We start from the raw sequence: 12,176 nt of genomic DNA, 5'->3' as shown, positions 1-12,176 counted from the left end.
TTGTGAGGATCGACGAGGACGACGGAGCAGGGTGCCGCCATGGGAGACGACGTGACGAACATTCCGGCTGCGCCTTCGCCCGAGGACCAGCCCTCGTCTCAGGACCTGCCCTCCCCGAGGGGCGAGACGGAAGAGCTGAGAGCCACCGCCGAGCAGCTGCGCGAGCAGGTGTCCGAGCTGGAGGTCCAGGCGCGTGCGCGCCCCAGGATCGCCATGGCCGAGGGTGTCCTGGTCGAGCGCTATCGCCTGGCGAACGCGGAGGCGGCGTTCACGCTGCTGCGCCAGGCGTCCCAGCGGGCCAACATCAAGCTGCACCAGCTGGCCGCCGCGGTGGCCCGGACACCGGGACCGGCGCCGGGGGCCAGGAGGTGGTTCGGCGGACGGGCTCAGCATCCGATACCCGACCTGACCGCGCTCGAGGCGGGCACGCTCAACGCAGCCAACCAGGGCGAGGTCCTCGGCGCCGCCCTGCATCGCGTCCTGGCCGTCACGGGCACGGACATGGGGAACGTGCAGCTGGTCGAGGACGGAGTTCTGCGGATGGCGAAGCACGCGGGCCTGCCCCGGCAGTTCACCGACTACTTCGCCTTCGTCGACGGGAACACCGCCTGCTCACGAGCCGCCGCCGCCAGCCACCAGGTCACCGTCAAGGACGTGGCGTCATCGGCCGGTTTCGACGACGAGACGCGCAAAGTGATCCTCATGGCCGGCAGCCGCGCCTGCCACAGTGTCCCGCTCGTCGACGAACAGGACACTGTTCACGGCGTCATCTCCTCCCACCACGCCCGCCCCCTGATCGGCTTCACCCAGACGCAGCTCCAGGCCCTGGACGCCACCAGCCGCGCCCTCGGCACCTGGATCAGGTGGCACCAGCACACCGTCCTGGTCGACGCACTGGAAGACCTCCACCAACTGGCCCGCGCCTCCGACCAGTAGCAGCGATGCCCGGTGTCGGGCTCGGTCAGTCGGTTCGGGGTTTGCCGAACTCCTCGATCAGTACGGGATATCGCTCCCCACCATGTCCGGCGGCGATCTGCTGCGCGAACGGCGCGTACGTCGCGGCGCCGACACCGGCCGTCCTGAGCATGGCAGTGCCCTGGAGCCAGGCGTTCAGGACGCTCCACATCATGGCAAGGCCGGCCACGTCGTACAGGGACGCCAGCCCGTGATCCGCTCCGAGGTTGGTGACGGTACCGAGCGCGTCGAGTATCGGCTTGTGCGTCTCGAAGTCCGACTCCGCCCCGCTCTGCAGGATCACCGCATCGGCGGTCCCGATCCCCGCCGGGACGGCCATGATGGCGCCGTCCAGGTAACGGGCACCGCGCTGCTCCGCCCAACGGGCGGCTTCGCGGGCCTGAGCCGAGTCGCCCGAGGTCAGATTGACCAACATCGTGCCGCCCAGGGCGATATCGCTCGCGCCGAGCAACGCGTGCACGGCCTCGTAGTCGGTGAGGCAGATGACCGTCAAGGACCCTGACTTCAGCGCGTCGCCGATCGTTGGAGCCAAGTGCGCGCCCTGGTCCACCAGTTGCTCGGCCTTGGAGGCTGTGCGGTTCCAAACGGTTGTGGGATGCCCGGCTTTCTGGAACGCGCCGGCGAGAGCCTGACCCATCAGTCCGAGTCCGCGGAGGCGCACCGCAGGGCGAACGGCTACCGCGACTACGACGAGAACGCCGTGCTGCGCGTGAAGCAGATCAGGCACCTGTTCGGCGCCGGGTTGTCCTCCGAGGACATCGCATACGTCCTGCCCTGCGCCGTCGGAGAAGCCCCGGAGCTGCCCGGGTGTTCCGAGCTGTTGGCAGCGATGCGGTCACGGCTGCAGCGGCTGGACGACCAGATGGAGAGGCTCGCTCAATCCCGCGACGCTCTTGCCGTCTACATCGACGCGGCCGAGCGGACGCGCAGCGGGAGCTATCCCCCTTTCGACGAAGCCGGCCAGGAGGCCGTCCCCGCCTGAAGCACTCCGGGAACAAGTGTTGGTTGTCGCTTCCGCATCCGGCATGCAAGTCTGAGCCGCCGTGATCGACATCTCCACACGTCACCCGGAAGGAGTCTGGACCATGCTGAACGGCTGCACCCCGCACCTGCCCGAGACCATAGGCCGCTATTACGACCGCGGTTACTACCAGGGCGCCGCCCTGCCCCAACTCCTCGCCGAGCACGCCCGCACGCACGCCACCCGCACCGCCCTCGTCCACGGCGAACGCCGTCTCACCTACCGCGAACTGAACCGCCGCGTCGACCGCATGGCTGCCGGGCTCACGCTCCGGGGCGTCCGCGCGGGTGACCGGGTCATCGTCCAGCTTCCGAACGTGCCCGAGTTCGTCATCGCCGTCTACGCCCTCATGCGCGCCGGTGCCCTCCCGGTACTGACACCCGCCTCGCACCGCGCCGCAGATATCGGGCAACTCGCCCATGTCACCGAGGCCGCCGCCTACGTGGGCCCCACCGTCCACCAGGGCTACGACCACGCCAAGATGGCCTCCGAGGTCAGCGACGACCGTCCTCGTCTGCGCCGCGCCTTCACCCTCGACGGCCCCGATGGCACGCACGGAGGCTTCGCCACAGCCCCCAGCGGATGCCTGTTCTTCCCCCTCGGCTCCCTGGACGCTCCGCGCGACCCGGACCGCACGTACGACCCCAACGACGTCGCGTTCCTCTTGCCGGCGGACGGCACCTCGCCCGGGCCCGATCTGATCCCTCGCACCCACAACGACTACGCGTATCAGACCCGAGCCGCCGGCGAACTCATCGGCCTCGGCCCCGAGGACGTCTACCTCGCGGCCCTCCCGGCCGCGTCCAACTTCGCCTTCGGCTGTCCCGGCATCGTCGGCACCCTCGCTTCCGGCGGCACCGTCGTGCTGATCGACGACCCCGGCCCCGCCGGCGCCTTCCCCGTGATCGAGACCGAGAAGGTCACCATCACCTCCCTCGGCCCCGCTGACGCGCACCTGTGGCTGAACGCCCTCCCCGCGAGCCGGTACGACCTCTCCAGCCTGAGGCTCGTCCAGATCGGCGGCGCACCTCTCCACCCCGATCTCGCGGCCCGCGTCCCCGCGGCCCTCGACTGCCGCCTCCAGCAGGTCTTCGGCATGGCGGAGGGACTGCTCTCCCTCACCCGCCTCACCGACACCGACGACGTCATCCAGCACACGCAAGGCCGCCCGCTCTCTCCCGGGGACGAGATCCGCATCACCGACCCGAACGGCGACGACGTCCCGACGGGAACCCCCGGGCAGCTCTGGACGCGCGGCCCCTGCACGCTGCGCGGCTACTACAAATCCCCCGACCGGAACACCCGCGCCTTCGCCCCCGACGGTTTCCACAAGACCGGCGCCGACGCCCACCTCACCGAGGGCGGCAACCTCGTCATCGAAGGGCGCACCCATCGGGTCCAGTGACCCACCTCACACCCGACTCCTGTCAGGAATCGCCGCGCTGTCCCGCTCAAGGGGCAAGCGATTCAGACAGGAGCCACACCATGAAGCACCGCATCCTCGTCCTCGGCGCCGGATACGCCGGGGCCTTCGCCGCCGGGAGTCTGGCCCGCCGCCTCTCGCCCGCCGACACCGACATCACCGTCGTCAACGGCGAGCCGGTCTTCGTCGAGCGGATGCGCCTGCACCAGTTCGCGGCTGGTCGGCACATCGCGACCCAGCAGCTCGCCGACGTGTTCGCGGGCACAGGGGTACGGCTGCGCGTGGCGCGGGTCACCTCGGTCGACCCGGAGCGCAGGACCGTCGCCGTGACCGGAGAGGACGGCGACGACGAACTCGGGTACGACACGCTGCTGTACACACTCGGCAGCCGGGTGGCCGACCACGGCGTCCCCGGCGTGACCGAGCACGCCTTCGACGTCGCGGGCCGGCCCTCCGCGCTGCGGCTGCGCGCACGCCTGGACGCTCTGGGCGGAGTCGGCACCGTACTGGTCGTCGGCGAGGGCCTGACCGGCATGGAGACCGCCACCGAGATCGCCGAGTCGCATCCTGGTCTCTCCGTGGCGCTCGCCGCACGCGGTGAGCTGGGAGCCTGGCTCTCTCCGGCGGCCCGGCTCCATCTGCGCGAGGCCTTCGACCGCCTTGCCATCACCGTCCACGAGCACACCGGCATCGCGTCCGTCGGGGAGACGTGCGCGGTCGGCGCGGACGGCACCTCCTACCCGGCGGACGCGGTCGTGTGGACGGCCGGGTTCGCCGTCGACTCCCTCGCGGCAGCCGCCGGTCTCGAGGTCACCGAGGAGGGCCGGATCGTCGTCGACGACACCATGCGCTCGGTCTCGCACCCGGATGTCTACGCCGCGGGCGACAGCGCGTACGCGATCGGCGCGAACGGCCGGCCGCTGCCGATGTCGTGCGCCTCGGCGGGGCATACCAACATGCAGGCGACGGACGCGATCGCGGCACGACTGACCGGACGCCGGGTTCCGAGCGTCAAGAAGACCTACGTCGGCAACCACATCAGCCTCGGGCGGCACGACGCGATCTTCCAGATGGTCGATGGCGACGTACGGGCGAAGTCCTGGTTCGTGGGCGGCCGGAAGGCCGCGCGGCTCAAGGCGGGCATCCTCAGGGGCAGCTTGTGGGCCGTCTCGCACCCGACCTTCGGCATGCCGAAGCGCAAGCGCCGCCTGACCGCGAACACAGCGGCTGTCGACGCAACGGCCCTGGGTGACAGGGCAGTTGGCGCCGCACCCGAGAACGTCGCGGCATAGGGTCGTCCGCGTGGAGAGCGCTGTCGCTGACCGTTTCGAGGCCGGCCGGGCCAGGCTGGCCTCACTCGCGTACCGTCTGCTCGGCTCGGCGGCCGACGCCGAGGACGTCGTGCAGGACGCGTACCTGCGCTGGCACGCCGCGGAGCGGGAGCGGATCGCGGTACCGGAGGCGTGGCTGGCCAAGGTCGTCACCAACCTGTGCCTGGACCGGCTCCGTTCGGCACCGGTGCGCCGCGAGCGCGCGGCCGGAGCCTGGATGCCCGAGCCGCTTCTCGACGGCGACCCGATGCTCGGCCCGGCCGACACCTTCGAGCAGCGCGAATCGGTGTCGCTCGCGCTCCTGACCCTGATGGAGCGGCTCTCACCGGTGGAACGGGCCGCTTACGTCCTGCACGAGGTGTTCTCCTACCCGCACTCCGAGATCGCCGGGATCCTGGACATCTCGGAGTCCGCGAGCCAGCAGCACGTCCACCGCTCCCGGCGCCGGGTCGCAGCCGCGCGCCGCGGCGGCGGTGAGGTCGACCCGGCATCGGCGCGCAAGGTCCTCGAGGAGTTCCTCGCCGCCGCGTCATCGGGTCGTACCGAACGCCTGGTGGCGCTGCTCACCGACGACGCGACCGCGGTCTCCGACGGCGCGGGACTCACCCGGACGCTGTGGCGCTACGAGACCCCGGCGCGCATCGCCGGCATGATGCGCAACGCCTTCAAACCCACCCCCGCGAAGCGGCGCCTGGCCGGCGGTTCACCCACGATCCACATCGGGCAGGTCAACGGTTGGCCCGCGGTGCTCGCCGTGCTCGATGACCGGGTCGTGGGCGCGGTGGCGTTCGAGATCGACGACGGCAGGGTCGCAGCACTGCACGGCTTCGCCGCCGCGGAACGACTCGCCCGCCTCACCGCGATGTGGCATCAGCACGAACCCGACGCACCGGTCATCGCCCAGTGGTAGCTCTCGGGCCGGACCACCCCACAACGTCGGTGCCGGGTCACCGGGACGGGCGGACATACGTCATTCGACCTGCATGCGCGCCCGTTGGACGTGTGCGGCACCTTCCTGCGTCAACTGCGTGCACCACGTGCATTCGTCGCCCACATGTACGGGAGAGTCCAACCAGTAGGCACCGGTGAGCAGTTGTCCCTGGCCCGGAGCCGCAAGCAGATCCCTCATGTCGTCATCGTCCATGTTCCGCTCAACGAGGCCTGACGGTCGGGGGTTTGGGGGCGGCAGCCGCACCACCCCCGCACGCCGTCCATATGCCTGAAGTTCCCTCTGCGGTGTCTTCAGTCGGCAAAGAGCGGGTAGAAGGGGCGATTTCTCACTGGGCTCCTCGTGGCCCGCGAACGGGTTGAAGAGGTGCCCGATGACCTCCAGGCCGCGGATGTCCATGCCGTCTGGTGGAGGTCGATGCGCTGGAGGACGTACGGAACCGGGCAGGCCCCGTCACACCCCAGGGTCGTTCGGGGACTATTGACGCGTGTTCGGCTGGGAAACCGCAGGGTGACCATGAAGAGTTGGTCAGCGAAGGCAGGACCCGCACAATCCCACGCGTACACGAAGGAGACAGCAGATGCTGTTCGGTAAAGAGCACGTCGAGCGTTATGTGGCGACTGACGGCGCGGAAGGTCACGACTGGCAGAACACTACGGTGCTGATCCTCACCACCGTCGGCCGCAAGAGTGGCGAGCAGCGCAGCACTCCGCTGATCTACCAGCCGTACGGTGACGATGTGCTCGTGGTGGCCTCCAACGGCGGAGCGGACCAGCCTCCCCTGTGGTATCGCAACATCGAAGCGAACGACGAGGTCCAGGTGCAGGTGAAGGGCGACCGTTACACAGCCCGCGCGCGTACGGCCGGACCGGACGAGAAGCCGGACATGTGGCGGACCATGGCCGCCACCTGGCCTGCCTATGACGACTACCAGCGCAAGACCGACCGGGAAATCCCGGTAGTCGTCCTGGAACGCGTCTGACGCACAAGCCATCGGAGCGGATACGTACGCAAGTTGCGTGGGTCGAGCAGTTGCGTACGCGTCCGCCCCCGGGGCCGGGCTACCTCAGATCGGTGAGGAGGCCGTCCAAGGCCTTGTTGAGGGCCTGGGAGTTGTCCGGGCCGAACCACGTCGTGCGGATTCGTTCGTTGTTACCGTTCGGGGTTTCGTGGTCGGCTGCGAGTTGGTGCAGGGAGCGGGTCTCGTCGCTCAGGGCCCGGCCGACGGCCTGAAAGAGTCCGCGGACGTAGCGGTCGGCGTCGTCGGAGGCGATGCCATGGCCGACGGCCCACGACGTGAGCGTGGCCAGGTACGAGTAGTGGGTGGTCAGCGTCCCCGTCAGCGCGGAGAAGACGTTGAAGGCATCCTCGTCCGCGACCGGCTGCGCCCCGCCCAGCCGTTCGAAGAGCTCGTCCGCCACCGGGTGGGACGGGAACGTCACCGTCACGGAGCGGCGTTCGCGTACGGCGGGCAGGGGGATGGCCCGCACCAACGCGGCCTCGGTCGCGAGTACCTGGCGCAGGTCATCGTTGGCGACACCGGACATGACGTTGATCACCGTCTTGCCGTCGTCCACCCTCAGGCCGGCCAGTGCTGCGTGCCGGTCCTTCGCGCGTACGGCGATGATCACCACCTCGGCGCGGTCCACCACCTCCTGGTTGTCGGCGCACACCTCTACGCCCTCGTAGCGCGCGGACAGCTCCGCTGCCGTGCCGGCTCCCCGCGGGGAGAGGAACACTTCCGGCGACTCGTCGGCCCCGTCGCACAGGCCCATCACGACGGCCCGGCCGATCTCGCCCACTCCGATGATGCCGATGCGCTTGCTGCCGATGCGCTTCACTCTGTCTTCCTCCATGATCCTTGGCGGTCGTGGCCCATCATCGTGGTGTGGGCCGGGGAGTTGGCCGACTCCGTGAATTTCCTTCCGGGTCAGGTCGCGAGGGCGGTCCGGAGGAATGCGAGGATCTCCGTCCGCGCGGCCACGGCCTGTGGGTCCACGCCTGGCAGGGTGAGGAACGCGTGCCGCGATCCGGGGTATTCGGTGAGCCGTGCCGATGTCCCGGCTGCCTGCAGTCGTTCGGCGTAGTTGCGGCCGTGATCGGCCACCGCGTCCTGGGTCGGCACCACTACGAGCGCCGGGGCGAGGCCGCTCAGGTTGTCGGCGTACAACGGCGAGAGCGCACGAACGTCGGTTCCCGGCGGAACGGCGAGCTGCTGGAAGAAGCGCAGTTGCGGCTCGGCGCGGGTCGGGCTGTGGCCGTACTCGGCGATCGAGGCGTAGTCGAACATCGTCTCGGACACGTCGACTGCGGGGTTGACCAGCACCTGCGCCTTGAGCGACAGGCCGGCCTCCCTGGCCCGGATCGCCGCCAGTGCACTGATCAAGGCGCCGCAGCTCTCGCCGAAGACCGGTTCTCGGCTCCTGGGCACTTGGCCGAGGAGCGGGCCTCGCCTCTCGAGGAGGGAGCACTCCAGGCGGGGCCCGCGCAGACATGCCCTCTGATCCGGCGGTCTGCCCACCCCAGCGCGGCAGCGATTCCGCCCGGGGTGTTCCTTCGAGCAGCGTTCCACTTGTGCCGTGCGTGCGGCGCAGCATTTCGGGGCATATTCATGCGCGACGAACGAGCAACCGGCCCCGCACCGATCCGCGCACCCGAGGAGACCACGAACCATGGCTCCCGCCACACCCCAGCCGCTGCATGTGGACACGGTATTGGGACTCGACCCCGTACTGATGCGTGTGTGCGGGGACCTGGACATGGACAGCGCGCCCTCGCTGAGAACCGTCCTGGAACCCTTGCTGGCCAAGAGGATCGAGATGGATCTCGCCAACGTCACCTTCATCGACTCCTCCGGCGTCAACGTACTGCTGTCGCATCACGAAAGGTGCCGGGCGGCGGGCGGCCGACTCGTCGTGCTCCACCAGTCCAGGGCCGTGCGGCAGATCCTCCAACTTCTCGGCGTGTACGGGCTGCTGGCGGCCCAGCACAGGACGGAAGAGAAGCATGACCCGGGAGACAGCTCCCCGGGCATGCCCTAGCCCCTCCTTTACCAGGTGATGCCGTTCGGTGTCAGGCGACGAAGCGTTCCGTGTGGGCCGCGGTCGGAGGAGCCGGGGTGGGGCTCGTCATGCCGGCCGACCAGAATCCGGCGGTGCCGGGGATGGGTGTCACGTCGTTCAGGTACGGGGCCGGCGCCGCGTCCGCCGGACCTCGGACGACGGACCAGGTGCTGCCGTCCCTGCGCAGGTATGTGCTGCGGCTCTGGTCCTGGTAGTTCCAGCCAGAGATCCATGCGGCGCGGCCCTGTGCGTCGGCCGCGATTCCGCTCAACGACCCGACGGTGAAGCCCGGTTGGATCCGTGTCCAGGCCGTACCGTCCCAGTGGGCCAGGGCGGGGTTGCCGGGACGTCCCGGCGGGCCGCCGACACCGGCATCGGTACCCACCGCCCACACGTCGTCCGGAGCGGCGGCGTGCACGTCGCCGATGCTCAGGCGGGCGCCCGCGATCGGGGGCAGCACCGTCCACGACCCGTTCCAGCGGGCCACAAGTCCCGACCATCCACCGCCCGAGGCCTGGTCGCCGCTCACCCAGACCTCCTCCGGCGAACGCAGCACGATCCGGTACAGGTTGGCACTCGCGACAGGCAGTGGTTCCGACCATCCCCACCGCTGCCCGTCACCGAGCAGCAGGCGGGCCGCGCCGTCCCTGCTGCCACAGATCCACACCCGCCCATCGGGCCCGACCGCCACCGATTCGAGCCGGACGCCCGGCTCGCCCCTGCCCGGGAACGCCGCCTCGCGCCAAGTGGTTCCGTCCCAGCGCAGCAGCGGGCTCGCGTCCCCGGCGGGCAGCCCGACGCTCCAGGCCACGCTGGAGCAGGTCCCTGCCACGTCGCTCAGCCTGCCCGCGTAATCCAGATGCGACAGGTCGGTCTTCGACCAGGCGCTGCCGTTCCAGACCATGGCCAGCGCCCGCCCTCGCGATGGTCCGGCGAGCCCCTCCTCGCCGACGGCCCAAGCCAGTTGGGGCCCGGCGGCGGCGATGCGGCGCAGCTGTGCGGCCGGGGTGCTGCCGGGGGCCGGTACCGGCTGCCAGCCTTGTGCACGGGGTCTCGGCGCGTCGGCCCGGGCCGGGCCCGAAGCGAGCGTGATCCCCGAGAGGGCGCCGATGGTCCCTGCCACAAATCGTCTTCGTTTCATTGCTGAATCCATTGCTGATTCCCTCCGCGCGAGTAGGAGGGACCACCGTGCGCCCGGGCGGCGCGGCGGTCTAGCCACTCATGTGACAAGACCCAGCCGCGTGCGCGGGTGCAGATTCAGCCGCGTGCGTGGGTGAAGACGAACCGGCCTTCAAATTCGATCGCAGGTCCGGGGTAGCGGGTGTCGATCTCGCGCAGGCCCTCGTGCAGTTCATCGTCGTCGAACGTGCAGAGAAGCGACATGAAGCGGTTGGCCACCCACGCCAGCCACTGCTCCTTGGCGATCGACATCCGATATCTCTCGCACGTCACCTCGACGCTCAGACCGCAGCCGGTGAGCACCTCCGCCATGTCCGCGGGGTCGACGTAAGCCTGCTCATGCCGCTTCACCGCCTTGTCGAACAGCGGATAGTCGATGCGCAACGGCCAGGTCACGATGACCAGCCTGCCTCCTGGAGCGAGCAGGGTCGCCAGCGCGCGCAATGCCATCGGCACATCGCGAGCGTGATGAATGACGTCCTTGGCAAGCACCGCGTCGAGTCGACCCGCGTGGGGGAGCCGCACAGCCCCGGTGGCCAGATCCTCGATGCACGCCCGCACCGGTACGAAGGAAGGCGTCGTCGGCAGCTTTGCCAGCATCTTCGCCGAAGGGTCGACGCACACGACAGAGAGCGCATGCTCAGCCATGGATCGCGCGTACAGACCGCTGCCGCACCCGATGTCCGCTGCCCGTTCCCGGGGCTGGAGACCGAGCCTGGCACCGATGCAGCGGTCCATCCACGAGACGAACGCCGGGCTGTGGGCCCAGCTCTCTTCGAAGTCGTCGGCGAGCCGCTCGTAGTGGGCGGCGAGGTCATCGGGCTGCAGGGTCATGTCACCGTGTCCACACGTCGTTCATGCAGGTCAAGGCGGTATGCACGAGGGCATCGACGACTCGGTGCCACCAAGCAGCCTCACCTGCGCCCCGACCCCACGCACGACGGCATCCGCCATATGGACCTAGGCTCCTGCGCATGCTGAAGCTCGGAATCACCGTCATCGGCGTCGCCGACATGCCCCGCGCGGTCGCCTTCTGGACGCAGGCGCTGGACCTGGTTGCCACCGAGGAGTGGAAGAGCGAGGAATGGCGGACGCTCAACCACGCCGACGGCTCAGGCCGAGCTCTCGGCCTGCTCCGCAGCGCGTCACCGGCGGAGCCCCGGCCGCGTCTCCACCTGGACCTGTTCACCGAGACCAGCGAGGAACAACGGACAGAGGTCCGGCGGCTGATCTCACTGGGGGCGCGAGCCGTCGAATGGGACCTGTATCCGCCCGACCCCGACTTCGTCGTTCTCGCCGATCCGGACGGCAACCTCTTCTGCGTGGTCGACCTGAGCCGTGCCCCCAGCGGCAGCAGCCGACCGCGCCCCTGACGGCCGAACGGCAGGCTCACGCAGCTCACGCACCCCCGGATCCCGTCCGTGTCAGCCTTGCTGGGCCCGGTCGTACACCTTCTTGGCCGTGGCCCCCCATACCTCTCCGTACATCCTGGTCGGCTCCAGGGAGTCCAGCGAACTGTTGACCGAGACCAGGGTGCCCTTGCCGGTGGTGGCGTTGAAGTCGGCCAGCCATGGGCCGCAGCTGGAGCCGCCGCTCATGTCACAGGGGATGGCCTGCGTGCCGTTCTCCTTCTTCGCCGTACCGACGCAGCGCAGGAGCTCCTCGCCCAGCTGCGCGGGGTCGCGGCGGAGCGCACCGCGAACGCGCCGTACGGCGCCTTGCCCTTGCTGTAGGCGGGGACGAACACCATCGAGATGTTGGTGTTGTAGGGAGAGGAGCCCCGCGCACGCAGTGCGCCGCGGTCATCACGGCCGAGCGGTTGCCGCTCCGCGCGGCGGTGGCCGTGCACCAGGTGTCGGCGCCGTCCGCGTTGACGAAGAACAGCCGCCCGACCGTCTTCAGCGTGGTGTCCCGCCGCCACGGCTTGGCCCTCGGCCCCGTCGGGCCGAGGGCCACGGACTTTCCGACGGCCTTCATACGAGCCGGCGTCCAGTAGGCGAGGGCCTCCCGGCGTTCCTGGGCCGTGTACTTCAGCACGGAGACGGGGTCGGCCGATGCGGCGCGGGCCTGGCCCGACGCGGCAGTCGCCGGGGTCGGGACCGGACCGGCAACGGCGAGAGCAAAAGCCGTACCGGCCACGGTGATGCCTGTCGCGCGGGCGCGAAGACGTCGGCTCGTGGAAGTGGATGTCCCGGGCACGGTGGAAATCTCCTCGGCAGTGGCTGAGCACGACGGG

13 protein-coding genes and 1 pseudogene are annotated in these 12,176 nt (G+C 69.7%); 8 read left to right on the top strand and 6 right to left on the bottom strand.

Going from position 1 to position 12,176, the window contains the following annotated elements; translation table 11 throughout:
• The first annotated feature begins 39 nt into the window (after nucleotides 1-39).
• Nucleotides 40-936: an ANTAR domain-containing protein gene (locus ACZ5WE_RS20125; RefSeq protein WP_467693704.1), complete on the top strand. Its 897-nt coding sequence runs from the start codon at nucleotides 40-42 to the stop codon at nucleotides 934-936.
• 25 nt (nucleotides 937-961) lie between these two features.
• Here the strand turns inward: ACZ5WE_RS20125 and ACZ5WE_RS20120 are convergent, their stop codons facing one another.
• On the bottom strand, nucleotides 962-1,636 hold the full coding sequence (locus ACZ5WE_RS20120; RefSeq protein ID WP_467693705.1) for an NAD(P)-dependent oxidoreductase: 675 nt from the start codon (nucleotides 1,634-1,636) through the stop codon (nucleotides 962-964).
• Between ACZ5WE_RS20120 and ACZ5WE_RS20115 the strand changes: the two genes are divergently transcribed.
• From ACZ5WE_RS20115 to ACZ5WE_RS20095, 5 genes are all read left to right on the top strand, one after another.
• Nucleotides 1,571-1,957, top strand: coding sequence for a MerR family transcriptional regulator (locus ACZ5WE_RS20115; RefSeq protein ID WP_467693707.1), 387 nt, complete (start codon nucleotides 1,571-1,573; stop codon nucleotides 1,955-1,957). The two genes, ACZ5WE_RS20120 and ACZ5WE_RS20115, sit on opposite strands and share 66 nt — an antisense overlap.
• Before the next feature lie 103 nt (nucleotides 1,958-2,060).
• A complete protein-coding gene (locus tag ACZ5WE_RS20110) occupies nucleotides 2,061-3,401 on the top strand; it encodes an AMP-binding protein (RefSeq protein ID WP_467693708.1) in 1,341 nt (446 codons plus the stop codon).
• 80 nt (nucleotides 3,402-3,481) lie between these two features.
• Nucleotides 3,482-4,711: an NAD(P)/FAD-dependent oxidoreductase gene (locus tag ACZ5WE_RS20105; RefSeq protein WP_467693710.1), complete on the top strand. Its 1,230-nt coding sequence runs from the start codon at nucleotides 3,482-3,484 to the stop codon at nucleotides 4,709-4,711.
• Between the two features lie 10 nt (nucleotides 4,712-4,721).
• Nucleotides 4,722-5,660: a sigma-70 family RNA polymerase sigma factor gene (locus ACZ5WE_RS20100; protein ID WP_467693711.1), complete on the top strand. Its 939-nt coding sequence runs from the start codon at nucleotides 4,722-4,724 to the stop codon at nucleotides 5,658-5,660.
• A 619-nt stretch (nucleotides 5,661-6,279) separates the two neighbouring features.
• Entirely contained in the window at nucleotides 6,280-6,681 is a 402-nt protein-coding gene (locus ACZ5WE_RS20095; RefSeq protein ID WP_467693713.1) for a nitroreductase family deazaflavin-dependent oxidoreductase, read from the top strand.
• 79 nt (nucleotides 6,682-6,760) lie between these two features.
• On the opposite strand, the gene ACZ5WE_RS20090 is transcribed toward ACZ5WE_RS20095, so the two are convergent.
• Nucleotides 6,761-7,555, bottom strand: a complete 795-nt coding sequence (locus tag ACZ5WE_RS20090) for an NAD(P)-binding domain-containing protein (RefSeq protein WP_467693714.1) — start codon at nucleotides 7,553-7,555, stop codon at nucleotides 6,761-6,763.
• A gap of 74 nt (nucleotides 7,556-7,629) precedes the next feature.
• A pseudogene (locus ACZ5WE_RS20085) lies at nucleotides 7,630-8,118 on the bottom strand (alpha/beta hydrolase fold domain-containing protein); the annotation flags it as partial.
• A gap of 253 nt (nucleotides 8,119-8,371) precedes the next feature.
• Here ACZ5WE_RS20085 and ACZ5WE_RS20080 point away from each other — a divergent pair.
• Complete coding sequence (locus ACZ5WE_RS20080; RefSeq protein ID WP_467693716.1) at nucleotides 8,372-8,740, top strand: STAS domain-containing protein; 369 nt, start codon at nucleotides 8,372-8,374, stop codon at nucleotides 8,738-8,740.
• Nucleotides 8,741-8,771: 31 nt separating this feature from the next.
• Here the strand turns inward: ACZ5WE_RS20080 and ACZ5WE_RS20075 are convergent, their stop codons facing one another.
• Both ACZ5WE_RS20075 and ACZ5WE_RS20070 read right to left on the bottom strand, forming a co-directional pair.
• Nucleotides 8,772-9,884 carry a hypothetical protein gene (locus tag ACZ5WE_RS20075; RefSeq protein ID WP_467693718.1) on the bottom strand — a complete coding sequence of 371 codons (1,113 nt, stop codon included), beginning with the start codon at nucleotides 9,882-9,884 and terminating at the stop codon, nucleotides 8,772-8,774.
• A 134-nt stretch (nucleotides 9,885-10,018) separates the two neighbouring features.
• Nucleotides 10,019-10,774, bottom strand: coding sequence for a class I SAM-dependent methyltransferase (locus ACZ5WE_RS20070; protein WP_467693720.1), 756 nt, complete (start codon nucleotides 10,772-10,774; stop codon nucleotides 10,019-10,021).
• 140 nt (nucleotides 10,775-10,914) lie between these two features.
• Here ACZ5WE_RS20070 and ACZ5WE_RS20065 point away from each other — a divergent pair, with 140 nt between their 5' ends.
• Nucleotides 10,915-11,313, top strand: coding sequence for a VOC family protein (locus ACZ5WE_RS20065; RefSeq protein WP_467693721.1), 399 nt, complete (start codon nucleotides 10,915-10,917; stop codon nucleotides 11,311-11,313).
• A 51-nt stretch (nucleotides 11,314-11,364) separates the two neighbouring features.
• On the opposite strand, the gene ACZ5WE_RS20060 is transcribed toward ACZ5WE_RS20065, so the two are convergent.
• Complete coding sequence (locus ACZ5WE_RS20060) at nucleotides 11,365-11,538, bottom strand: hypothetical protein (protein WP_467693723.1); 174 nt, start codon at nucleotides 11,536-11,538, stop codon at nucleotides 11,365-11,367.
• Nucleotides 11,539-12,176: the final 638 nt, after the last annotated feature.

The sequence above is a fragment of the Streptomyces sp. NPDC033180 genome (genome assembly GCF_055577645.1).
The sequence above is the reverse complement of the archived record's forward strand: the minus strand, read 5'-3'. Positions and strand labels throughout refer to the sequence as shown.